This window comes from Marinomonas rhizomae (genome assembly GCF_024397855.1).
GTDB lineage: Bacteria > Pseudomonadota > Gammaproteobacteria > Pseudomonadales > Marinomonadaceae > Marinomonas > Marinomonas rhizomae_A.
Genome location: NZ_CP073343.1, coordinates 3,901,732 through 3,926,101, shown reverse-complemented (window position 1 = coordinate 3,926,101; position 24,370 = coordinate 3,901,732). Strand labels below are relative to the sequence as shown.

Genomic DNA, 24,370 nt, shown 5'->3' with positions numbered 1-24,370 from the left:
TTAGTTTTTAATTTAAATAGGTAATGGTTTCATGGTGAATTCAGCCCCAGCGTCGGTATGGCGTAATCCGATACATTTTTTGGCGTTTGGCCTTGGTTCTGGTGCCGCGCCAAAAGCGCCGGGAACCTTTGGCACATTGGCCGCAGTGCCTTTGTTTATCTGGTTCCTACAAGATTTAACCGCAACCTCGTACTTCATTGTGCTGGTAGTGACATCGCTGGTGGGAATTTACCTTTGTGGTAAAACCTCGAAAGACATGGGCGTGCACGACCATGCTGGCATCGTCTGGGACGAATTCGTAGGTTTCTGGATCACTATGTGGCTTGCGCCAGCGGGGTGGTTTTATATCGTGCTGGGTTTTGTATTGTTTCGCCTATTCGATATTTTGAAACCTTGGCCTATCTCATGGGTGGATAAAAACGTCCACGGCGGCTTCGGCATCATGCTAGATGATATTCTGGCGGGGATTATGTCTTTTGTCGTACTACAGGCTTTGATCGAATTTGTTTTTTAGCTCTTGAACTGCCGCTCATCACCCCCTCCCAGCCTCTCCCTTAAAGACACAAGGGGGAGGAGCAGACCTGAACTGTTCCTTCCCCTTATTACTTCCAAGGGGAAGGCTAGGATGGGGTTGTTTTTGCTTATCTTTAACGCACAACTGCTTTGGGTTTGTTCAGTTCTTTGCGTTTTCTTAGGGCTTCGTAATAAGGTGCGTAAGCTGGACGATCTATGTATTTCCCATCGCCAGATTTGGTAAGTATTACATTGTCATGCCACGCAAGTTTGCCATTACAAATAGTCGTTTCTGGTACGCCATGGATTTCCATGCCTTCAAATATACTGTGCTCGATTTTCGAATGATGGGTTTTCGCGGAAATCGTTTTAGTTGCGGCAGGGTTCCAAATCACCAAGTCAGCATCAGCCCCAACACGAATGCAGCCTTTGTTTGGATACATGTTGAAGATTTTGGCTGTGTTAGTCGAGGTTAAGGCGACAAATTCATTCATGGTGATTTTGCCTTCGTTGACGCCTTTTTCCCATAACACCATCATGCGTTCTTCTACGCCCGCTGTGCCATTAGGAATTTGTGCAAAATTGTCTTTGCCCATGGCTTTTTGTTCCGCACAGAAAGCGCAATGGTCGGTGGCGGTGGTTTGCAATGTTCCCGCTTGTACACCCTTCCAAAGCGCGTCTTGGTGGTGTTTGGGTCTAAACGGAGGACTCATTACATGCGCTGCGGCCGTTGCCCAATCTGGGTTCTGATAAACGCTTTCATCCACGGTAAGATGTCCCGCCAGCACTTCGCCAAATACGGTTTGACCGTGATCTTTTGCGTAGCGAATGGCGTCGACCGCTTCTTCGGTGGAAACATGTACAAGGTAAATTGGCGCGCCAAGAGTGTTGGCAATGCTAATGGCTCTGTTAGCCGCTTCGCCTTCCACAGAAGAAGGACGAGACAGCGGATGGGCTTCTGGCCCCGTCATGCCTTCCGAAATGAGTTTGTTTTGTAAGTGATAAACCAGCTCACCATTTTCGGCGTGAACAGTGGGAATAGCGCCAAGCTCCAAGCATTTGGTGAAGCTCGACACCAAAATGTCATCGGTTGCCATGATGGCATTTTTGTAAGCCATGAAGTGTTTGAAGCTGTTTACGCCATGATCGCGTACCAGAATATTCATTTCTTCTGCGACGGTATCGTCCCACCAGGTAATCGCCACATGAAAGGTGTAGTTTGAATGGGCTTTTTTCGCCCAATCACGCCATTGATGGTAGGCATCTAATAATGACTGCTGAGGATTGGGAATCACGAAGTCGATTATCGTCGTGGTACCGCCTGCCAACGCAGCGACGGTGCCCGAAGCAAAGTCATCTTTTGCGACAGTGCCCATAAAAGGCAACTGCATGTGAGTATGTGGATCAATCCCGCCAGGCATAATGAGTTTGCCTGTGGCATCAATGGTTTCAACATCTTTTGGCAGTACGCTGATGTCACCTAGCTCGACGATTTTGTTGCCCTTACAAAGAATATCTGCTTTGAAGCTTTCTTCGTGGGTGACGATAGTCCCACCTTTTATTAATAGACTACTCATGTGTCGTCCTTTTCCAGTTGAGAAATATAAGCGGCACCGTAAGGCGCCGCTGAGAGAATGATGGTTAAGACTGCAACGCGTCAGTTTGAGTGGCAGAAGCGGTTTGCATGTTGGCAAGTACGAAGTACACAATCGCACCAGTAAATGCGCCAGTGAACCAGCCGTAGTTATAGAACCAGCCAAGCGCAGGCATATTCAGCGCCACTAGCGTAATCAATACAGGAACCGCAAAAGCAATTAGACCTGCGCTATTGAAGGCAGGGTAAAGGCTGTCTTTGGTATACAGTGCAACCAAATCTAAATGCTGACGTTTTATCAAAAAATAATCGACAATCATGATGCCAGCGATAGGGCCAAGTAAGCTTGAATAGCCCAGCAGCCAGTTGGAATACATTCCTTCAACACTGACATCAGATTCCAATAGACCTAACTTTTTGAGTAATTCCCAACCCATCAGCAAAATACCAATCAAGCCTGTGAGCAAAGCGCCACGAGTATGATTAATCAGCTTTGGTGCAATGTTTTGAAAGTCATTGGTAGGGGAAACCACGTTAGCAGCGGTGTTGGTAGACAGTGTCGCAATAACGATCAATATCATGGCTACGGCTACCCAAAATGGGCTATCGATTTTACCAATCAACGAAATCGGATCTGAAATGGGTTCACCCACCAGCGTTGTCGATGCTGCGGTGAGTACCACGCCCAAAGCGGCGAAGAAGAACATGGTGATAGGCAAACCAACAATCTGACCAATGACCTGATCTTTTTGTGATTTTGCATAGCGGCTAAAGTCTGGAATGTTCAGCGACAAGGTCGCCCAGAAGCCAACCATGGCCGTTAGACCGCCTAGAAAATACCCCATAAAACCAGCGTCTTCAGGACGGCTTGCTGGTGTGGCCAGTAGTTCAGTAAAAGATACCTTGTCGCTTGCCCAAAACATTAGGCCAATGGCAACGAGCAATAATAATGGCGCGGATAAGGTTTCCATCCATTTAATCGACTCTGCACCACGGATCACCACGTACATGTTCAGCGCCCAGAAAATGAAGAAGCCAATCACCTCGCCGACGCCACCCAAACTTGCCCAACCATCAGACACGGCAGACAAGAATAAATGAATTGCCAAACCACCGAACATGGTTTGAATACCGAACCAACCACAGGCCACCAAGGCGCGGATTAAACAGGGGAAGTTAGAGCCAATCATGCCAAAGGATGAACGTAATAACACAGGAAAAGGGATACCGAACTTAGTGCCAGGGTAGGCGTTTAGTGTTAGTGGCACCAGCAAGATAATGTTAGCGATAAGAATGGTGAATAACGCCTCCATTACCGACAGCCCAAAATAAGCCGTTAATACACCACCTAAAGTATAAGTTGGCACACAAATCGACATACCCACCCATAACGCGGCGATATTCCATTTGCTCCATGTGCGGTCTTTTACGTTGGTTGGCGCTAAATCGTCGTTATACGCTGAACTTTGCTGGAGATCGCTGTCGACCTCCAGCTCATAAAACTCACCTTGTTTAACAGACTTGCTGGTCATTGTTGCCACCTCTTCTATTTTTTGATTATGGGGTTGTTTTCATTCAATGGTTCTTTGCTTTCTTCATTTATTGGTCATCATCATTTATTAGCCATCATTAGTTATTGATGTTCTTTGGCGATGCGGTCACTGGCTTCGAGCATGGCGTGCAGTAGCACGTTGGCGCCAGCGGCACATTCTTCTGGCGAACTGTATTCAGCTTCGTTATGACTGATGCCATTCAAACAAGGCGTAAAAATCATCCCTGTTGGCACCAGATCCGCCATGTAGCAAGCGTCGTGTCCCGCGCCCGCGTAAATGTCCATATGGCTGTAACCGAGCTTTTCTGTGGCGGCTTTTACGTCGTCGGAAGCGTTAAACTCAACAGGTGCGAAATACCAGAAAGGATCAAGATTGACTTCTAGTTCATGCTCTAAGGCGATTTCCTTGCAAAACGCCACGAGTTCTTCGTGCATGGTGAGCAAAACATCAGGGTTTGGATTACGCAGGTCGGCGCTGAATTTCACATTGCCCGGAATGGTGTTGCGGGAGTTTGGCCAAACTTGCATAAAGCCCACTGTGCCTAAGCCGTTTTCATGGCGCAGTGCGATGGCATTCATTTCCGTCACAATGGCGGAAGCTGCGAGCATCGCGTCTTTACGTAAGTGCATAGGCGTAGTGCCAGAATGAGAAGGGCGACCGACCACTTCGACGTTGTACCAGCGAATGCCTTGGCCCAGTCGCACTATGCCAATGGCTTTTTTCTCGTCTTCAAGAATAGGCCCTTGTTCGATGTGCGCTTCGAAAAATGCGCCCATGTGTCGGCTACCCAGCTCCATGTCACCTAAATAACCAATGCGTTCCAACTCGTCGCCAAGGCGAATGCCATTGACGTCGGTTTTATTCAATTCTGTTTGCAGATCGAAGCGGCCAACATAGGTGCCAGACCCTTGCATCGCAGGTTGAAAGCGTGAGCCTTCTTCGTTGGTCCAAACAGAAAATTCCATGGCGGTAGGTGTTTCAATGTTGTTTTCATGAAGTGTGCGTAATACTTCAACACCAGAAAGAACGCCAAACACACCATCGAACTTGCCGCCCGTTGGTTGAGTATCAAGGTGGCTGCCAGTGCCGACGGCAGGTAAATCATTGTTTATTCCCGCGCGACGGGCGAAGATATTGCCGATCTTATCGACCTCAACGGAACAGCCGCAGGCTTCACACCAAGCAACAAACAGGTCGCGGGCTTGCTTGTCTAAGTCTGTTCCTGCAAGACGGTTGCAGCCGCCTTTTTCAGTACCGCCAATGTCACCCATTTCCATTAAAGTGTCCCAAAGGCGTTGTTCGTTGATATGAAGGTCTTGCATTACTAACTCCTACTTCTGCTTCCAATACCTTTACCAAAAGGTAAAAAATGACGATAAAAAAATATCAGACAACTTGTCTTTCCGGTCAGCAATAAGCAGGCCAAGTTTTAATCAAGTTTGCTGATAAAAACTCGTTTGAGTCATCTGAGTGTGTTATTTTAAAATTTAAAAATAAGATAATGTTTAATAAAAACAGCGTCTTATAGTACTCATTGGCGATATGAACTTTTTTATGGAAGGCGGATCAGGTTTTGACCGATAACAAAATAAAACGTACTAAGCAGTCGATTAATCGAGAAGAATTAGAGTCTCGGATATTGCGTTGTGCCGAGGTGGTGTTTGCTGAAAAAGGCTATAACGGTTCGTCGATGGAAGCGATTGCCGCCGCCGCCAGTATTTCCAAGCAAAACCTGATTTATTACTTTGCTAACAAAGAGTTACTGTATCAACGAGTGTTAAAAGAAATGCTCGATATTTGGATAGAAAAGCTTTCTTTTCTAGAAACTCAAGGCGAGACTCCCGAAGCGGTTATTCGTCGTTATGTACGTGAAAAAATGCAGCTCTCTCGGCTCTATCCGAATGGATCTAAAGTCTTTGCACATGAAATTATAAGCGGTGCGCCCGTCTTAAAAGAGTACCTAATTAGTCATTTAAAACCTCAGTTCGATCGTGATGTCGAATTAGTTAAGTTATGGATAAGTAAGGGATTAGTTGACGATATAGACCCTGAACATTTGTTTTTTACTATCTGGGCTGCCACCCAAACTTATGCAGATTTCTCGGTGCAAATGGAAGTGCTATTAGGTAAACATCGTTTGGATGAAGCCGACTTTGAACGAGCAGAATCAGCGGTGACGGATTTTGTTGTGCGCGCTCTTGGTGCCAAAAAAAATAATTAAAAATAATTCCGACTGATTTTCTTCCTTTATTCACGCTAGGGTGTCTGCTTTTTGTACAGTTAAAATGTGCAAAAAAACGCCACATTTCATCATCTTAACCTTTTGGTTAACTTTTCACTTAACTGAACTTTAGGGCGCTAGCCCTTTATCGGTGCGTGTTTTGCACTAATAAAAACAATTTACTCTACGCAAAATGATTGCTATTAATTTTTATACCAAATGGTAAAAAGTTAATTTAATCTCATTTAATTATTAAAGCGTGGAGTGACTATGATCTCTGATTCTGAAGCCATATCTTATGAGTTTGCGACTGGGCCAGACTTATACTCACTCTGCCAAGAAGCCGCTACAGCGCGTGATAATGCGTGGGGTAAACAGCTGACTTACTCAAAGAAAGTATTTATCCCACTGACGAATATGTGTCGCGACACCTGCGGTTATTGCACCTTTGTACAATCACCAGATTCACCTCATGCTAACTATATGACGCCAGAGCAAGTGCTAAACACCGCACACGAAGGTGCTGCGTTAGATTGCAAAGAAGCCTTGTTCAGTTTGGGCGAGCGACCAGAAGAACGTCATCAGAAAGCTCGCGAGATGTTGGCCAATCTTGGTTACGTCAGTACCTTAGATTATCTGCATGACCAATGTGAAAGTGTCTTAACGCACACCAGTTTATTACCTCACGTCAATGCAGGTGCTTTGTCTTTCGATGAGCTGAAACGCCTAAAGCCGGTTGCCGCTAGCATGGGCATGATGTTGGAAAACGTCTCCAACGATTTACTCAAAAAAGGCCAAGCCCATCATGCTTGCCCAGATAAAACCCCAAAACGTCGACTCGACACCATAGAGCAAGCAGGTCGCCTTGATATCGCCTTTACTACGGGGATTTTGATTGGCATCGGTGAAAGCTGGACAGATCGAGTGAACAGCCTTATTGCCATACGTGATCGTCATCTTGCTTATGGGCACATTCAAGAAGTCATCATTCAGAACTTTCGTGCCAAAGCAGGCACCGCCATGGCTGGTTATCAAGAACCGAATTTAGACGACATGAAACGCACCATCGCTATTGCCCGTTTGATCTTACCTGATGACATCAGCATACAAGCACCGCCCAATTTGGAAGTTGAATACGGTAGTTACATCAATGCTGGCATCAACGATTGGGGCGGCATCTCGCCTTTGACCAAAGACTTTATTAATCCAGAAAGAGCCTGGCCGCAGATCAGCAGTGTCGCTCAAGCTTGTGAAGGACTGGGTTATTCGCTGGCAGAACGCTTGACCATTTATGACCGTTTCCAGCAGCAGGACAATAAATACCTAACCCCTAATTTAACCCAACGAGTCGCGTCGCTGGTTAGCCGTGCTGCTCAAGTAAATGGAGGAGTCATCGCATGAACCTATTTCCGTTAATGCCAAACAATGCCCAAGTGAGCGACACCGTTCGAACAATTTTAGAAAGATCTTTGCAGGGTGAAGAACTGAATGTCGAAGACGCTTGTGTGCTGTTTGCTACGCAAGGCGCAGAAGCCCAAGCCGTATTAGACACCGCCGACAGAGTGCGTGAAAAACGCGTCGGCAATGTCGGAACCTTTGTGATTACGCGCAATATCAATTTCACTAACGTGTGTTACATGGGTTGCCGATTTTGCAATTTCGCCAAAGAAAAAGGCGACAAAGAAGCGGAATTCCTAACGATCGAACAAGTGGCAGATCGAGCCGAAGAAGCGTGGAATCGAGGCGCGACAGAAGTCTGTATTCAAGGTGGATTGCATCCAGACATAGGCGCTGATTATTACCGTAACCTCATAATCGCCGTGAAAAAGCGTGTGCCAGAGATTCATATTCACGCCTTTTCTCCGTTTGAAATTTGGTATGGCTGCAAAAAAGGTCGCCTTGAGCCAGAAGCCTTTTTGACCGAGTTAAAGAACCTTGGTTTGGGTTCTATGCCGGGCACAGCGGCAGAGATTCTAGATACCGAAGTACGTAAACAATTGACCAAAAATAAACTCACTACAGAAGAGTGGGTGCGCATTATCAAAGCCGCCCATTATGTTGGCGTGCCAACAACCTCGACCATTATGTACGGTCATGTGGATCAGCCAATTCATTGGGCAAATCACCTCAAATTATTGCGCGATATTCAAAAAGAAACCGGCGGATTTACCGAGTTTGTTCCCTTAGGTTTTATCCATTACGAAACCCGTTTATACAAGGACAACCCAGACAAGGTTCGCCCTGGCCCAACCCAAGACGAGCATTTTAAAATGCACGCCATTGCTCGCCTGATGCTGCAAGGTCATATCGATAACATCCAAGCCTCATGGGTGAAAATGGGCCCTGATGTGGCTGCCAGAATGCTACGTTCAGGTGCCAATGATTTGGGCGGCACTTTGATGAATGAAAGTATTTCTCGCGCGGCTGGGGCGACACATGGGCAAGAAGTTTTCCCAGAAGACATGGTTGCTAATATTCATGCAGCAGGTTTGCATGCAGTACAGCGCAGCACCAAATATGACATCGTAAAAGACTATCCAATAGCCGCCACTAGCATCAAAGCGCCATTAACGAACCGCATTGCGATTCAAGGAGTGGCTTAATGACCAGCTTAAATATCACCTTGTTGGCGGGTGGCGTAGGGGGTGCGAAAGCCGCCGAAGGTTTGGCAAAAAGCCAATACGCCAGCTCGACCAAGATCATTGGCAACATTGCTGACGACGATGAGTTTCATGGTCTTTGGGTCTCGCCAGATATCGATACGCTGATTTATTCCTTAGGCGATCAGATCGACCGCCAGCAAGGTTGGGGACGTAAAAACGAAACTCACCAAGTACTCACCGAGCTAAAAGCCTTAGGGCAAGACACTTGGATGACCCTGGGGGATTTGGATCTCGCCACGCATATTTACCGAACGAATTTAAAACACCAAGGCGTCAGCGCCAGTGAGATTACCAAATGCTTGGCGAAACGTCATGGCGTCAGCGTGCCGATTTTGTTGCCGACTAACGATGTGGTGCAAACCCGAGTGAAGACACCTCAAGGATGGTTGTCTTTCCAAGAGTTTTTTGTACGTGAGCATTGTCAGTCCGACGTGCTGGATATTGAATATCAAGGCATCGCAAACGCCAAGCCGACTCCTGAAGCCTTAGAGAAAATTGCTAACAGTGATCTGATTATCATCGCGCCGAGCAATCCTATCGTCAGTATTGGTGCCATTCTCGCTGTGCCGGATATTCAGCAAGCGATGGAAAAAAGCGGTGCTTATATCATTGCTATTTCGCCATTAATTGGCGGAAAAACGGTAAAAGGCCCTGCGGATAAAATGCTCGAAAGTGCGGGTAAAAGCATTGATTCAAAAGGTATTTATGACTGTTACAACACATTCTTGCAGGCCATGGTGATTGATGATGTTGATCAGCAAGAGGCCACTTGGTTGCAAGGGCAAGGCCTAGATGTCTTGGTCACGCCAACCCTAATGAAAACCCCTGAAGACAAAACAGCGTTGCTTACCAAAGTGGTTGAGTTCGCTCTATCTTGTAAAAAGCAGAGGGCGGCCTAATGACACATCATTCAGCTATGTATTCGCCAAGTATTTATCACTTAATCGATAAGCTTTGCGTAGTGATTCCGATGAAATCGCCCAAGCGTTCCAAACAAAGGTTGGTTGGCAGCTTGTCAGACTCAGCCCGTGAAAAGCTGTCTTTGACCTTGTTTGAAAACACCTTGGCGTTTTTTCAACGACATTTCCCCATGCTGGATGTGCTGGTGGTGAGCGAGTCCCTTGAAGTGCTTTCTCTTGCTCAATCCTATGAAGCCAATACCTTGTTTGATGATGGAGAGAAGGGCCTAAACAGTGCGTTAGATTTTGCCTGCGATTGGGTCAAACAGACGGGCTACGACAGCATGCTGATTGTGCCGAGTGATATTGCCATACTCGATCCTGCGGAGTTTGTCGCTCTAATGTCTGCAGCAGGAGACACAAACGTCATTATTGCGGTCGCCAAAGACGGCGGCACCAATGCGTTATTAACATCGCCTCCAGATGCGATTCACTTTGAATATGGTTGTGATTCGGCGTCTGCTCATAAGGCCAATGCTGTGAATAATCGTTTGGCCTGCCGTAGTTTGCATTTAGCGAATCTCGCGTTGGATATTGATCACAGCGAAGACCTGCAAGTAGCGGTGATTCGTCAACCTGAACGCTTCAAAGCATGGCGCGACAGTGGATCGCTATTCATAAATAAATCGCACATTAAGGAGCGTCACTATGCCTGACTCTATGAGCATGTTTCGTCTGATGGGCTTACCGAACTTTCGGGAAGGTGATGATTTAGCACAAAAAATTATTGATACCTTAACTACGCAAAATCAAACGCTGGTAGCTGGCGACATTCTGGTGATCGCGCAAAAAGTGGTGTCGAAAAGCGAAGGTGCATTTGCTTATCTAGATGACATCACGCCCAGCGAAGAAGCAATCGAGTTAGCGAAAACGGTTAATAAAGACCCACGCAAAGTCGAAGTTATTCTTTCGCAATCGACGCGCATTGTGCGAGCAATGAAGCGACCAGATCAAGAAGAAGGCGTGCTGATCGCCGAGCATAAAAATGGCTACATCTGCGCCAATGCGGCGGTGGATGAATCCAATGCTGACCATCCCGGCCAACTAATTTTACTTCCCGAAGACCCAGACAAAAGTGCGCGATTACTGTGTCACAAATTAGAAGCCCATTTTGGCTGTGATTTAGGTGTGGTGATCAGCGACACCTTTGGTCGTCCTTGGCGGTTGGGGCAAACCAACGTGGCGATTGGCTTAGCGAATGTGCCAGGCGTGACGCACATGTTGGGTGAGTTAGATGCTTATGGACGACCTTTGAGTGTTACCGCACCCGCCTTTGCTGATGAACTGGCAGCGGCGTCTGGGTTGTTAATGGAGAAAAGTGCGAAATCGCCAGTGATTATTTTTCGTGGCCTATCTTGGTCAAAAACCGACAGTTCGAGCCGTGACCTGATTCGTGCTCATAACGAGGATCTTTTTAGATGAAAAACGAAGTAAGCAATAAAGTCGCCATTATTGGCGGAACAGGCCCGCAAGGGAAAGGACTTGCGCTGCGTTTGGCGCTGGCTGGCGTCAACGTGGTATTAGGTTCTCGCGATCCTGCCAAGGCAGCAGAAACTGCGCAGCAGCTCATCGCCACCTTGGCAGAGCAGGATTGCAAGGCGGACATTACTGGCTTGTCGATGGAAGACGCGGCCAAAGCTGCAGAAGATCTGGTGATCTTATCAGTTCCTTATAGTGGTCACGATGCCACTTTGACCGCATTAGCGCCATTGCTCGTTGGTAAAACCTTGGTCGACATCGTTGTGCCATTGGCTCCGGGTAACCCAAAAGCCGTGGTGATGCCAGCAGCTGGCTCGGTGACAGAATCGGCTCAATTGCTATTGGGCGACGACATCCCGGTTGTTGGTGCCTTACATAACGTGTCAGCGGTGACCTTGAATGATTTATCGCGTGGCATCAATTGCGACATTTTGGTGTGCGGCAATGACCTTGATGCCAAAAAACGCGTCATGGCTTTGATCGAAAAAATGGGCACCAAAGCCTATAACGCGGGTTTGGCCGAAAGCGCCCGTTGCGTTGAAGCGCTAACGCCGATTTTGATTCGTCTGAATATTTCGAAAGAGGTGCCGTTTAGTCATGCGGGGGTGCGTATCTGCCCACCAGATGGACACTAGTTTATGGCTACTGCGCTCACCAATACTTTGTTAAAAACAGACTCGAAATGCTCATTTATGACTTATAAACTCCGCTTTCTAGTCTGTTTTTGCCTTGTCTTGGTTTTGCTCGTAACGCCCTAAAAGCGCCATCTAACTGTTAATAAAAAAATCTATTAAAAACATAATCACAAGAGGAACACATTATGGAATTCGGTATTACGTTTAAAGGCTTCGTCAGCCCAGATCGCGCACGAAATCTTGTTCGTCAGGCGGAAGCGGCTGGCTTCACTTATTGTTGGTTTTACGATTCTCACATTCTTTGGCGTGAGTCATTTGTGGCCATGGCAATGTGTATGGAGCACACCAAAACTATGCGTTTTGGCCCTTGTGTGACTAACCCAAATATTCGTGATTGGTCTTTGTCTGCCAGCTTGTACGCGAGCTTGGCGCATCAAAGTAATGGTCGTTTCGACATCGGCCTTGGTCGTGGCGATTCTTCCATGCGTGTCATGGGTAAAAAACCAGCGACGCTAGCGCGCCTCGCGGAATTTACCACCAAGGTAAAAGCCATGGTGCGCGGTGAAGAAGTGGAATATGGCGAATGCCCAGAACCAGTAAAATTGCCTTGGGCGACAGGCTATGAATTGCCTGTTTGGATTGGCGCTTATGGCCCGAAAGCCTTGGCGACAGCAGGCGAAGTAGGCGATGGTTTGATATTGCAGATTGGTGATCCAGATTTAGTAAAATGGTTTAAAGATCAATCTATTACGGCTGGTGAAGCTGCTGGACGTGATATGTCTAACTTTAAAGTCCAAGCCGCCGCGCCTGCTTACTTCGGCGACATGGATTATTGTATCGAACACACTAAATGGTTTCCTGCCATGGTGGGTAACCACGTAGCAGACATCGTTGAAAAATACGGCAGCGACTCCGGTTTAGTGCCAAAAAGCTTGACGGATTATATCGAAAAACGCCGTGGTTACGATTATTCAAAACATGGCCAAAGCGACAATCCATTCTTGGATTTCATTACCGAAGACATAGTGAAAAGCTTCTGTGTATTGGGTACACCAGAAGATCACATCGCTAAGATTAAAGACCTAGAAGCAGCGGGAACCACGCAGTTTAACATCTACCTAGACAGCGGCGACGAAGAAGAAATCATCGCCAAATACGGCAGAGAAATCATCCCCGTGTTTAATGGCTAAGCTACTGTTGTAATCATAGAGCGAATAACATTCTTTCTCGAAACTACCGCCTACCTCGTCGGAATGTTATTCGCTCATGATGTTTGAGTCAGCGGATATGTCTTTGCGGTCATCGACCGAATAACATTTCTCCTCGAAACTACCGCCTCCTTCGTCGAAATGTTATTCGCTCATGACTGCGGGCTATTGGCGGCGGATTTATTTTTGTTTTCATGTACAGCATTCAAAAGCCAACTTAGCGTTGGTTTTTTTGTGGTGGAAAGTGGAAAAGCGTCTTAGTATAAATTTGGAAGTGAACTTTTATAAAATGATAGACGTTTAAAAAGGATATTAAGGATGGGATGGAAAGGAACAGTTCGTTCAATTGGTGCTGCGGTTCGTGCAGCAGAGCGCGATGCCAAAAAGAGGCAGAGAGAGCTTGAAAGGCAGCACAAACAATACGATAAAATGCAGGCGCTTGAGCAAGCAGCATATGAGGTTGAGCTCTATGAAAATCAAATAGACATCATTCAGTCAGTCCATAAAGAGTGTAGCACTTCAATAGATTGGCATGAGATTGCTTTATCAAAACAGCCTCATAAACCTCAAATTGATAATGAAAAAGAATTAGAAGCACTTAAAGTATTAGAAGATTATAAACCTAGCTTTGTAGACCGATTATTTAAGCGAGAGGTAAGGAAAAAAGAACTATTTCAACAAAAAGTGACTGAAGCTATTGAAATTGATAAAGATCAGTATGAGCATGAATATGCTAAGTGGCAGGAACTCTTTGAAGAGTGGAAAGAAAGAGTAGAGATAGCTAAGGATCTTTTACTTGGTAAAGTGGAGACTAAAAAGGATGTCATTAAAAGTCTCGATCCGTTTTCAGAGATTTCAAATCTTGGATCAAGTTTAGAAATTTCTTTCTATGGTAATGGTGTTCTAGAAGCAACGATAAATGTGCACGGTACTGAAATAGTGCCAAGTAAATCAAAAAGTTTACTTGCAAGTGGTAAGTTATCTATTAAATCTATGCCAAAGGGGAGGTTTAATGAAATATATCAAGACTATGTTTGCAGTTGTGTATTACGTGTAGCTAATGAACTTTTTGCAACTCTTCCTGACGATTTAGTCGTCGTGACTGCTGTTGATGAATTACTTAATACACAGACAGGTCACTTAGAAGAAGCTCCCATTTTATCGGTATTAGTATCACGTAATACAATAAAGCGCCTCAATTTAGAATCTATTGATCCATCAGATTCTATGTCTAATTTTAAACATAATATGGAGTTCAAGAAAACTAAGGGATTTAGTCGTGTTGAACGAATCAATGTAGAAGAATTAGCTCTCGTTTAATCATTGTGCATTCCTTTAATTAGAATAGAGATAGTTACTCAGTTGTGTCTCTAGTCAATGATGATCATTGCGTCTTAAATGTGCTTCAAAGGCTCGGATCATGAGCGATAAGCTGAGTGTGAGTATGAGGTACATGAAGGCGACGACGTTGTAGGTTTCGAAGAATTGGAAGGTGGAGGAGCTGAATACTTTGCCGAGTTGGGTGATGTCTTGTACGCCGAGTACTGAAACTAGGGCAGAGTCTTTGATCATGGCGACAAGGTCGTTGCCAAGGGGCGGTAAGATTTTACGCATGGCTTGGGGTAGGGTGATAAGGCGGAAGCGGTGCCAGTTTGATAAGCCGAGTGCTTTGGCGGCTTCAATTTGACCTTTGCCGACTTCTTGAATACCTGCGCGGAATACTTCGGCAATGAAAGCGCTGTAGCTGATGGCTAAGGCAATAATGGCGCGCCACAGTAGGGTGAAGTCCCGTGTGCGGGCTTTTTCTATCCAGCCAGCTTCAATCGGAACTTGTAATACCCAGTTATAGAGTTTTACCATTTCCGGTGCGCCAACAAAGGCGATGTAGAACAGCAGTACGAGAACCGGCACGCCGCGGAAGATTTCTACATAAAAGCGGGCGAATTCACGAAGTATGCGATGACGAGAAAATCCTGCCAGTGCAATGAGTAACCCAAGTAAGCTTGCCAGTATAAAAGCGGTGAATGTTACGCCGATTGTGGTCAGTAACCCTTCGCTTAGTGCGCCTGCGATGCGTTGGTAGCTTTGGTCGGAAATCATGTTCCATAACAAAACCAGAGCGATAATGATGATGGTGACGAGCCACCACGGCGTGCGTTCTAGGGATTTCTTAAAGGGCATAATCAATTCATATTAGGACCATTCCTTGGTCATCTTCAATTAATAACGGAAGGCCTTGAGTAGACGTTCCGTTACTGTGTGGTTGTTTCTATTTACCGGAATTTTTTACTGGTTATAGTCGAAGAACCATTTTTTATTCAGCGCTTCTAAGGTGCCGTCTTGTTTCATGCTTTTGATTGCCGCATTGATCGGTTTAACAAGATCAGAACCTGGTGCCAAAATGAATCCAAAATCTTCAGACCCCAACGGGCCACCAACAATTTTAAATGCGCCAGGATTCGCTCCGATGTAACCGCGAGCTGAGGCTGCATCCATTAATACGCTGTCCACATCGCCAGATTTAAGTGCTTGGACTGACGCGCCAAAAGTGTCCAACAAGGTGATGCGAGGGTTGTTTTCATCACCATCAAGCACGTCGTATACCGCGACATAGAAATTAGTCGTGCCCGCTTGTGCGCCAAATTGTAGATCTGTGTTGGCGGCAAAGGATTCTGCATCGTTAAAACGATCTTCATCGGCGCGCACTAACATGAATTGCTGAGAGGTCATGTAAGGAATGGTGAAGTCGATTTGCGCGGCACGTTCTTCATTAATGGTAATGCCGTCCATGCCGACGTCGTATTGGCCTTGTTTGACGGCTTGAATCATGGTGTCCCAGCTGCTTAGGTGCCATTCAATGTTGGCGTTTAGGCGTTTGCCAATTTCGTTCATGGCATCGTATTCCCAACCAATACCTTCACCTGTTGCTGGGTCGACAAAGTTCAGTGGCGTGTAGGCATTTTCGGTGACAGCTAAAATAGTGCGACCTTTAAGGTCTGGCAAGCTGTCGGCGAAGCTGAGGCTGCTAATCGAAACGGCCGCGATCATCATCAAACGAGATAATAAGTGTGTCATGCTTTTACCTTTTATAGGGCGTTATATTAGGGAAATAGTTTAATAGGTTCAAAATTGGTTGCGATTATACACAGCCATCGTGCAAATATCTCTAGCAAGCTTCAGGCCATCAAGTGGCATCTCACGACGTAAGCGGGTATATTTGCTTACCAACATTCAATTCAATGAATGTGCACTTTTACGACTGCGATTAAGGTTATTATGTCCCGCGAATTACCACCTCAACAGGCTTTTCAAACGCATTGCTTAGCGCAAATGGGCGTGGTGTCTTGGTTGGCTGCTGCGGACAATGTAACTGGGACGGTTTTTATGCCGCCTCAGCCTTGGCCAATTGATATTGATGTCGCGGCGGATATCGCTTCGGTGCCGTCGTCAATGGGTTTTAAAGCGGCGGATCCTGAGCCTGCTCCTGTCCCTAAATTATCGCCAGAAGAAAAAGAGCCTTTGGTTCATAATCTTCGTGAGCAGTTAAATTCAGGACCGGAAATTATTGTGGAAGATTTACAGCCAATCGAAGAGTTGGCTGTCGATATCGTGGTTGAGCCAGATCCAACGCTAAATACCCAAATTACGCGATTGAATATTCACGCTTATGCTTTGTCTAATAAACTCTTGATTTTAAGTGATGTGCCTCAGGTGTTTTCTCAGGCGGAAGACATTGAGCGCTTGGCGTTAAAAATGGGACAAGCTTTGTTAAAGCAGCCGATTGATGAATGGCAGGGCAGTGCCTTTACTTGGCCTGGGCAGTTGCGTAACCCGTACTTTTTGAATCGTACTGATTGGCTGTTTGGCGCGTTAGAGAGCTATGTGGGGCGTTTGGTAAAAGGCTTCCCTGAAACACCATGGTTAGTACTCGCAGGTGCGCAAATTACTCAGTTGGTGGAAGATTTACCGCCTGAAAGTCTATTAAAGCAATATCCTACTGCACACATTGTTAGCTTGTCTGAATTACATCGTATTCCTGAACTGCGCAAAGAGGCGTGGCAAGTTATGCAGGCAAGCTTTTTCCGTTAATCTCTTTGCCTTTAATGAGGCGTGAAATTTTATGATTCCTTCCGTTTCTTTCCGTCTGGCGACCGAGTCAGATTTGTTTTCTATTGTTCAACTCGATGCCTTGTCTAACCCTCATCCTTGGGGGGAAAGTTTGATCACTGACGCCTTAAAAACGCGCAAAAATTGGGTGGTTGAGTTAGGTGATGCAACGCAAAAATCCATTGTTGGTTGGTTAACGGCTTCTGTGGTGCTTGATCAATCCGAATTAGAATTAATTGTGATTGATTCCTCTGTCCGTAGACAGGGGCTAGCCAGACAGTTGATGATGGTTTGGTCAGAAGCGGTCGTGCAGTTAGATGTCAGCGAGCTGTTATTGGAGGTGCGCGAGTCGAATCTAGGGGCTATTTCCTTGTATGAGTCTTTGGGGTTCGAACTGGTCGGTCGCCGCAAAAATTATTATCAAATAGAAAAAACAGGACAGACCGAGCAAGGTCAAGAAGCGGCCTGTTTGTTTACACTGAAAATAGAAAGGTCTTTAAACGAAGCTGTCGTAGAGACCTTAATGAATTAATGTATTTGAAAGAGGTGAAAGTATGAGCAAGGTATTAGTTCCTATTGCTAACGGCAATGAAGATATTGAAGCCATTACGATTATCGATGTGTTACGACGCGGTGGTGTCGATGTTACTGTCGCGAGTATTCATGAATCGAAGCAAATTGTTATGGCTCACGGTATTAAACTAGAAGCCGATGTTTTATTGACGGATGTGGCGGATCAGATTTTTGATGCTGTCGTGTTGGCGGGCGGTATGCCTGGAGCAGAGCATTTGCGTGATTGCGAGTTACTGATCGACATGCTGGAAAAACATGATATTGAAGATGCTTTATTAGCGGCTATTTGTGCATCACCCGCTGTGGTATTCGGTACCCATGGCTTTGTGGTGGACAAACAAGCGACCTGTTACCCAGGGTTTGAGGATGGGTTGACGGGGGCAGAGTATCTTGCCGATGAACCTGTTGTGATGGATGACAATATTTTGACTGGTAGCGGGCCTGCCGCTGCGATGGTGTTTTCATTGACAGTGTTGGGTAACTTAAAGGGATACGATGCAGCCAAAAATGTCGCTGATGGATTGTTGTGCTAAGCGATTAATTGACTTTATGCTTATTCTTGACTAAGAAGTCAAGAAAAAATACGTTGAAAAGCCGTGTTTTTGCCTGTTTTCTTGGCAATTCGGTGGACGCAAAATCCGTATCAGAGTAGAATTAGGCAGATTTTTTGAACGCGAGATCCATTGGTTATCCATCAATGGATGAACGGCAAAAACGCAATTTCTTAAAAGCGAGATGAGCCGCCGGTTTATCTCGCTTTTTTGCAACCTGATAGTCTCTAAATGGGAGGTTCCTTTGGCAACATCAGCGATTCTGGCTCTGGAAGACGGCACGATTTTTAAAGGGGTGTCGATCGGAGCAGATGGCTCCTCAACTGCCGAGGTGGTTTTCAACACCTCGATGACTGGTTATCAAGAAATTCTTACCGATCCTTCCTATGCTCGACAAATGGTCACCTTGACCTATCCCCACATCGGGAATACTGGCGTTAACTCTGAAGATGAAGAATCCGATAAAGTGTGGTGTGAAGGTTTGATCATTCGTGATCTTCCTTTGGTTGCTAGTAGCTGGCGCTCTGAAGAGTCTCTAGATTCTTACTTGAAACGCAAAGGCGTGGTTGGTATTGCCGATATTGATACGCGTAAATTGACTCGTATCCTTCGTGAAAAAGGCGCGCAAGCGGGTTGTATCATGGCAGGTGAAAACCTAGATGAAGCCGCTGCCGTTGCTGCTGCCAAAGCGTTCCCTGGCTTGAAAGGCATGGATTTAGCGAAAGAAGTTACTGTTGAAAAAGCGTACGAGTGGACGGAGTCTACTTGGGATCTTGTAAATGGTCATACGACGCCTGAATCTTTTGACTTCCACGTAGTGGCTTACGACTACGGTGTGAAACGTAACATTCTACGTATGTTGGTTGAGCGTGGTTGCCGTTTGACTGTTGTTCCTGCAAAAACGCCAGCAAGTGATGTTTTGGCGCTAAATCCAGATGGCGTATTTCTTTCCAATGGACCTGGTGACCCAGAGCCATGTGATTACGCGATTCAAGCCATTAAAGAGATCCTAGAAACCGAGATTCCTGTCTTTGGTATTTGTCTTGGTCATCAACTTTTGGCTTTGGCTTCTGGTGCGAAAACCAAGAAAATGAAGTTTGGTCACCATGGTGCAAACCATCCGGTACAAGCAATTGAAAAAGGCACAGTGATGATCACCAGCCAAAACCACGGTTTTGCGGTAGACGAAGACACTTTGCCAGCTAACCTTGTGATGACTCACAAATCTTTGTTCGATGGCTCTTTGCAAGGCATCGCACGTACAGATAAGAGTGCATTCAGCTTCCAAGGTCACCCTGAAGCGAGCCCGGGGCCACACGATGTTGCGCCGCTGTTCGATCAGTTCATTGAAAACATCAAAGCCACTAAAGCCTAAAAGTAGGAGCGGAGCGAAATATTATGCCAAAACGTACTGACATAAAAAGCGTCTTAATTTTAGGTGCTGGCCCGATTGTTATCGGTCAGGCTTGTGAGTTTGACTATTCTGGTGCGCAAGCGTGTAAAGCACTTCGTGAAGAAGGGTTCCGCGTTATTCTGGTGAATTCAAACCCAGCGACCATTATGACAGATCCATCAATGGCGGATGCGACTTACATCGAGCCAGTTGAATGGAAAACTGTTGAAAAAATTATCGAGAAAGAACGTCCAGACGCGGTTTTACCGACGATGGGTGGTCAAACGGCATTGAACTGTGCGTTGGATCTTGAACGTCACGGTGTGCTAGAAAAATACAATGTTGAAATGATCGGTGCGACAGCTGACGCCATTGATAAAGCGGAAGATCGTAGCCGTTTTGATCTAGCGATGCGTGCCATTGGCCTTGAATGTCCGCGTGCGGGTATTGCCCACAACATGGAAGAAGCGCTTAAAGTTCAAGCTGAAGTTGGCTTCCCTTGTATTATTCGTCCTTCTTTCACCATGGGCGGCACCGGTGGCGGTATCGCATACAACATGGAAGAGTTCGACGAAATCTGTACTCGTGGTTTGGATCTGTCTCCAACCAATGAATTGCTAATCGATGAATCTTTGATCGGTTGGAAAGAGTATGAGATGGAAGTTGTCCGCGACAAAAAAGACAACTGCATCATCGTTTGTGCAATTGAAAACTTCGACGCAATGGGTGTTCACACAGGTGACTCTATTACCGTTGCGCCAGCACAAACCTTGACTGACAAAGAATATCAAATCATGCGTAACGCCTCTTTGGCAGTATTGCGTGAGATCGGCGTAGAAACCGGTGGTTCTAACGTACAGTTTGGTATGGATCCACAAACAGGTCGTCTTGTGGTTATTGAGATGAACCCTCGTGTATCTCGTTCGTCTGCCTTGGCATCGAAAGCAACGGGTTTCCCAATTGCGAAAATCGCTGCGAAATTGGCGATTGGTTACACCCTTGATGAGTTGCAAAACGACATCACTGGCGGCCAAACGCCAGCGAGCTTCGAGCCAGCAATCGACTACGTTGTGACTAAGATTCCTCGTTTCACTTTCGAGAAATTCCCAACTGCTAATGATCGTCTAACGACGCAAATGAAATCTGTTGGTGAAGTCATGGCGATTGGCCGTACTTTCCAAGAGTCTTTGCAAAAGGCGCTTCGCGGTCTAGAAACTGGCTCCGATGGCTTTAACCCTCAGCTAGATTTCTCTGAAGAAAACAGCAAAGAGAAATTGGCTTACGAGCTTCAATCTCCAGGTTCTGATCGTATTTGGTACATTGGTGATGCTTTCCGTTCTGGCATGACGGTTGACGAAGTATACGCTGCAACAGGCGTTGATCATTGGTTCTTGGTACAAATCGAAGATTTGATCAAAGAAGAATTGGCGTTGGCAGACAAAGGTCTGATCGACATGACTTACGACGTAATTCGTCGTTTGAAGCGTAAAGGTTTCTCTGACGCGCGTCTTGCTAGCTTGTTAAGTGTGACTGAGAAGTCTATGCGTGAGCGTCGTTATTTGATGGATGTTCACCCAGTTTACAAACGTGTAGATACTTGTTCTGCTGAGTTTGCGACTGATACAGCTTACATGTACTCAACGTACGAAGATGAATGTGAAGCAGCCCCAACGGATCGCGATAAAATCATCATCCTTGGTGGTGGTCCAAACCGTATCGGTCAAGGTATTGAATTTGATTACTGCTGTGTACACGCAGCACTAGGTCTACGTGAAGACGGTTACGAAACCATCATGGTGAACTGTAACCCTGAAACCGTATCGACTGACTACGATACATCTGATCGTTTGTATTTCGAGCCAGTAACGCTTGAAGACGTGTTGGAAATCGTACGTAAAGAAAAACCAAAAGGCGTTATTGTGCAGTTCGGTGGTCAAACACCACTTAAAATTGCTCGTGCTTTGCAAAACGAAGGCGTGCCAATCATTGGTACAACGCCAGAGTCTATTGACCGTGCAGAAGATCGTGAGCGTTTCCAAAGCATGATCCAGCGTTTGGGCTACAAGCAGCCTCATAACGCGACAGTGCGTAGTATTGAGCAAGCTGCAGCGAAAGCCGCCGTAATCGGTTACCCACTTGTGGTTCGTCCTTCTTATGTATTGGGCGGCCGCGCGATGGAAATCGTGTACAACGAAAAAGAATTGATGCGTTACATGACCAGTGCTGTGAAAGTGTCTAACGATAGCCCTGTGTTGCTAGATCACTTCTTGAATGCCGCGATTGAGATTGATATCGACTGTATTAGCGATGGTAATCAAGTGGTTATCGGCGGCATCATGCAGCATATCGAGCAAGCGGGTGTTCACTCTGGTGACTCTGCGTGTTCTTTGCCTCCATACTCTTTGTCAAAAGAAGTGCAAGACGATATTCGTGAGATGATCACCAACATGGCGCTAGAACTTGGCGTTGTTGGTTTGATGAACACTCAGCTTGCCGTTCAGGATGGTGAAATTTACGTGATCGAGGTGAACCCTCGTGCATCACGTACTGTGCCTTTCGTGTCTAAGTGTATAGGTCGTTCTTTGGCGCAAGTGGCTGCCTTGGTTATGGCGGGTAAAACACTGGAAGAGCTTGGTTTCACCAAAGAAATCATTCCTTCTTACTACAGCGTGAAAGAAGCCGTTTTCCCATTCAACAAGTTCCAGGGCGTCGATCCGATTCTTGGGCCTGAAATGAAGTCTACGGGCGAAGTGATGGGTGTGGGTGATACCTTCGCTGAAGCATTCGGTAAAGCGGTTCTTGGTGGTGGTACGGAATTACCAACATCTGGTCGTGCTTTCATCAGTGTTCGCGATATGGACAAAGAAGGCGCGGTAGACGTCGCTCGTCGTTTGGCTGAACTAGGTTTCGATCTTGTCGGCACCGAAGGCACAGCGAAATATCTAACGGAACGTGGCGTTGAAGTTCGTAAAGTGAACAAGGTGAATGAAGGTCGTCCGCATATCGTTGATATGATGAAAAATGGCGAAATTGATTACATCATCAACACCACGTCAGGTACGCAAGCGATTGCAGATTCTTCTGTTATTCGTCGTACAGCTTTACAGCGTAAGGTTTGTTACACTACGACATTGGCTGGAGCTGAAGCAACGAGTATGGCGATTAGCCTAACAGGTGAAACGAAAGTTAGAAGACTGCAAGATTTGCACTTGGGGAAATAATGAAAAAAGTACCAATGACAGTAGAGGGTGAAGCTCGTCTTAGAGAAGAGCTTAATCACTTGAAAACTGTCGTCCGTCCTCGCGTGATTGCGGATATCGCAACCGCGCGTGAGCATGGCGACTTAAAAGAAAACGCAGAATATCACGCCGCTCGTGAAGAGCAGGGATTCGCTGAAGGTCGTATTAAAGAGATCGAAGGCAAACTTGCAGATTCACAAGTGATTGACGTGAAAACGCTGCCAGCATCAGGCAAAGTTATTTTTGGCACAACAGTGACACTTTTCAATGTTGATACCGAAGAGACGGTTACTTACAAAATTGTTGGTGACGACGAATCCGATGTGAAAGAGAAAAAAATCTCTTACGCTTCACCTATCGCGAAAGCAATCATAGGGAAAGAAGAAGGCGACGAAGTTGTCGTTAAAATCCCTAGTGGTGAAGCAACCTACGAAGTTGAGAAAGTCGAATACATCTGATGTGTTAGATCTTCTCTTAAAAACCACGGTGTGAAAGCACCGTGGTTTTTTTATATCTGAGAAAACGTTATAAAGATAGCTGATTTTTAAGCTTACTCCTTTTGTGACAAGAGAAATTGCCATGGCAAGCCGAATTTTGATCTCCCATTCTAATAATCCTCACTTTAACCTCGCGGTGGAAGATTGTATTTTCCGCTCCATGTCAGCAGACCAGCGCGTGTTGTTTCTATGGCGTAATGCCGACACGGTAGTGATTGGTCGCTCTCAAAATCCTTGGAAAGAATGCAATATTAATAAGATGGAGCAAGATAGTATTCATCTTGCTCGTCGCCAAAGTGGCGGTGGAGCTGTCTTCCATGATTTGGGTAATACCAACTTCACCTTCATGGCGGGTAAACCTGAATACAACAAAGAAGTGTCGACTGAGATCGTTCTGCAAGGCTTGAAGAGGCTTGGTATTGAAGGCTACGCTAATGGTCGAAATGACTTAGTGGTGGGGGAAGGCGAAGAAATGCGTAAATTCTCCGGCTCTGCTTATAAAGAAACCAAAGACCGAGGTTTTCACCATGGCACCTTATTACTGCATGCAGACTTAAGCCGTTTAGCCAATTACCTAAATCCAGATGTGAAAAAGCTCCAATCAAAAGGTATTACTTCTGTTCGATCTCGTGTGACCAACCTTGATTCGCTTTATCCACAGATTAACCATCAACTGGTGTGTGACGCTATTGTCGAAGCGTTTTGTGAATACTTTGATGAAACGCCAACCATAGAAGAAATTTCTCCTGAAGCCTTACCAGATCTGCCTGGCTTCCTTGAGAAATTCGAACAACAACAAAGCTGGGATTGGAACTTTGGCAAATCGCCCCAATTTACCCACACGCTAGACGAACGCTTCAAATGGGGCGGCGTAGAGGTTCACCTTGACCTGAGTAACGCGAAAATTACCGCCGCGCAAACCTTCACCGACAGCTTGTTCCCAGATCCAATTGAGCTGCTTGCGGATAAACTCGTTGGCGTTACCTACCGACCAGACGCCATTGCCACTTGTGTCGACTTGGTTATTGAAAGCTATCTAGACCATAGAGCGGATTTGGAAGAAATGAAAGCGTGGTTGGTTAAGGCGGTTTCTTAGCTATTTAGACTGAGCTGAGCCAAATAATAGCTTTATTCGGCTCATAAAGTAATGATATTCTGAGCCGAATAACTCACTTAATCGGCTCA

The 24,370-nt window shown here is 45.9% G+C and carries 22 protein-coding genes; 17 read left to right on the top strand and 5 right to left on the bottom strand.

Translation table 11 applies throughout. The features are described 5' to 3' along the window. Positions 1-31 precede the first annotated feature (31 nt). Positions 32-514, top strand: coding sequence for a phosphatidylglycerophosphatase A family protein (locus tag KDW99_RS18405; RefSeq protein WP_255826759.1), 483 nt, complete (start codon positions 32-34; stop codon positions 512-514). 133 nt (positions 515-647) lie between these two features. Here the strand turns inward: KDW99_RS18405 and hydA are convergent, their stop codons facing one another. The 3 genes from hydA to KDW99_RS18390 form a co-directional block, all read right to left on the bottom strand. Beyond that, positions 648-2,090 carry a dihydropyrimidinase gene (gene hydA, locus KDW99_RS18400; protein ID WP_255826757.1) on the bottom strand — a complete coding sequence of 481 codons (1,443 nt, stop codon included), beginning with the start codon at positions 2,088-2,090 and terminating at the stop codon, positions 648-650. 64 nt (positions 2,091-2,154) lie between these two features. Then, the gene (locus KDW99_RS18395; protein ID WP_255826755.1) at positions 2,155-3,639 is read right to left on the bottom strand and encodes an NCS1 family nucleobase:cation symporter-1; all 1,485 of its coding nucleotides are present in this window, start codon (positions 3,637-3,639) and stop codon (positions 2,155-2,157) included. Between the two features lie 101 nt (positions 3,640-3,740). After that, positions 3,741-4,982, bottom strand: coding sequence for a Zn-dependent hydrolase (locus KDW99_RS18390; protein ID WP_255826753.1), 1,242 nt, complete (start codon positions 4,980-4,982; stop codon positions 3,741-3,743). Positions 4,983-5,233: 251 nt separating this feature from the next. Here KDW99_RS18390 and KDW99_RS18385 point away from each other — a divergent pair, with 251 nt between their 5' ends. The 9 genes from KDW99_RS18385 to KDW99_RS18345 all read left to right on the top strand — a co-directional run bounded on the left by KDW99_RS18385 (position 5,234) and on the right by KDW99_RS18345 (position 14,145). Beyond that, positions 5,234-5,881 (top strand): TetR family transcriptional regulator C-terminal domain-containing protein, encoded by a 648-nt coding sequence (locus tag KDW99_RS18385; RefSeq protein WP_255826751.1) that lies wholly within the window; start codon positions 5,234-5,236, stop codon positions 5,879-5,881. Positions 5,882-6,151: 270 nt separating this feature from the next. Beyond that, entirely contained in the window at positions 6,152-7,282 is a 1,131-nt protein-coding gene (cofG, locus tag KDW99_RS18380; protein ID WP_255826749.1) for a 7,8-didemethyl-8-hydroxy-5-deazariboflavin synthase CofG, read from the top strand. Next, the gene (cofH, locus tag KDW99_RS18375; protein WP_255826747.1) at positions 7,279-8,484 is read left to right on the top strand and encodes a 5-amino-6-(D-ribitylamino)uracil--L-tyrosine 4-hydroxyphenyl transferase CofH; all 1,206 of its coding nucleotides are present in this window, start codon (positions 7,279-7,281) and stop codon (positions 8,482-8,484) included. Before cofG ends, cofH begins: the two co-directional genes overlap by 4 nt. Further along, positions 8,484-9,443, top strand: a complete 960-nt coding sequence (cofD, locus tag KDW99_RS18370) for a 2-phospho-L-lactate transferase (RefSeq protein WP_255826745.1) — start codon at positions 8,484-8,486, stop codon at positions 9,441-9,443. The genes cofH and cofD overlap by 1 nt, the downstream gene beginning before the upstream one ends. Further along, positions 9,443-10,159, top strand: a complete 717-nt coding sequence (gene cofC / locus KDW99_RS18365) for a 2-phospho-L-lactate guanylyltransferase (protein ID WP_255826743.1) — start codon at positions 9,443-9,445, stop codon at positions 10,157-10,159. The genes cofD and cofC overlap by 1 nt, the downstream gene beginning before the upstream one ends. Beyond that, entirely contained in the window at positions 10,152-10,925 is a 774-nt protein-coding gene (cofE, locus tag KDW99_RS18360) for a coenzyme F420-0:L-glutamate ligase (RefSeq protein WP_255826741.1), read from the top strand. Before cofC ends, cofE begins: the two co-directional genes overlap by 8 nt. Next, the gene (gene npdG, locus KDW99_RS18355; RefSeq protein ID WP_255826739.1) at positions 10,922-11,617 is read left to right on the top strand and encodes an NADPH-dependent F420 reductase; all 696 of its coding nucleotides are present in this window, start codon (positions 10,922-10,924) and stop codon (positions 11,615-11,617) included. The genes cofE and npdG overlap by 4 nt, the downstream gene beginning before the upstream one ends. 185 nt (positions 11,618-11,802) lie before the next feature. Then, a complete protein-coding gene (locus tag KDW99_RS18350; protein ID WP_114411567.1) occupies positions 11,803-12,807 on the top strand; it encodes a TIGR03842 family LLM class F420-dependent oxidoreductase in 1,005 nt (334 codons plus the stop codon). A gap of 336 nt (positions 12,808-13,143) precedes the next feature. Next, positions 13,144-14,145, top strand: coding sequence for a hypothetical protein (locus KDW99_RS18345; RefSeq protein WP_255826735.1), 1,002 nt, complete (start codon positions 13,144-13,146; stop codon positions 14,143-14,145). Between the two features lie 54 nt (positions 14,146-14,199). Here KDW99_RS18345 and KDW99_RS18340 read toward each other — a convergent pair whose 3' ends face one another. Both KDW99_RS18340 and KDW99_RS18335 read right to left on the bottom strand, forming a co-directional pair. Then, positions 14,200-15,006, bottom strand: a complete 807-nt coding sequence (locus tag KDW99_RS18340; protein WP_255826734.1) for an amino acid ABC transporter permease — start codon at positions 15,004-15,006, stop codon at positions 14,200-14,202. Between the two features lie 105 nt (positions 15,007-15,111). Then, positions 15,112-15,900: a transporter substrate-binding domain-containing protein gene (locus KDW99_RS18335; RefSeq protein WP_255826732.1), complete on the bottom strand. Its 789-nt coding sequence runs from the start codon at positions 15,898-15,900 to the stop codon at positions 15,112-15,114. A 201-nt stretch (positions 15,901-16,101) separates the two neighbouring features. On the opposite strand from KDW99_RS18335, the gene KDW99_RS18330 reads away from it, so the two are divergent. The 7 genes from KDW99_RS18330 to KDW99_RS18300 all read left to right on the top strand — a co-directional run bounded on the left by KDW99_RS18330 (position 16,102) and on the right by KDW99_RS18300 (position 24,281). Then, complete coding sequence (locus tag KDW99_RS18330) at positions 16,102-16,914, top strand: hypothetical protein (RefSeq protein WP_255826730.1); 813 nt, start codon at positions 16,102-16,104, stop codon at positions 16,912-16,914. Between the two features lie 31 nt (positions 16,915-16,945). Continuing rightward, positions 16,946-17,464, top strand: coding sequence for a GNAT family N-acetyltransferase (locus KDW99_RS18325; protein WP_255826728.1), 519 nt, complete (start codon positions 16,946-16,948; stop codon positions 17,462-17,464). A gap of 22 nt (positions 17,465-17,486) precedes the next feature. Continuing rightward, the gene (locus KDW99_RS18320; protein WP_255826726.1) at positions 17,487-18,038 is read left to right on the top strand and encodes a DJ-1 family glyoxalase III; all 552 of its coding nucleotides are present in this window, start codon (positions 17,487-17,489) and stop codon (positions 18,036-18,038) included. A gap of 262 nt (positions 18,039-18,300) precedes the next feature. Next, positions 18,301-19,431 (top strand): glutamine-hydrolyzing carbamoyl-phosphate synthase small subunit, encoded by a 1,131-nt coding sequence (gene carA / locus KDW99_RS18315; protein ID WP_255826724.1) that lies wholly within the window; start codon positions 18,301-18,303, stop codon positions 19,429-19,431. 23 nt (positions 19,432-19,454) lie between these two features. Beyond that, the gene (carB, locus tag KDW99_RS18310) at positions 19,455-22,670 is read left to right on the top strand and encodes a carbamoyl-phosphate synthase large subunit (protein ID WP_255826722.1); all 3,216 of its coding nucleotides are present in this window, start codon (positions 19,455-19,457) and stop codon (positions 22,668-22,670) included. Continuing rightward, complete coding sequence (gene greA / locus KDW99_RS18305) at positions 22,670-23,146, top strand: transcription elongation factor GreA (protein ID WP_255826720.1); 477 nt, start codon at positions 22,670-22,672, stop codon at positions 23,144-23,146. Before carB ends, greA begins: the two co-directional genes overlap by 1 nt. A 121-nt stretch (positions 23,147-23,267) precedes the next feature. Continuing rightward, a complete protein-coding gene (locus tag KDW99_RS18300; protein WP_255826718.1) occupies positions 23,268-24,281 on the top strand; it encodes a lipoate--protein ligase in 1,014 nt (337 codons plus the stop codon). Positions 24,282-24,370: the final 89 nt, after the last annotated feature.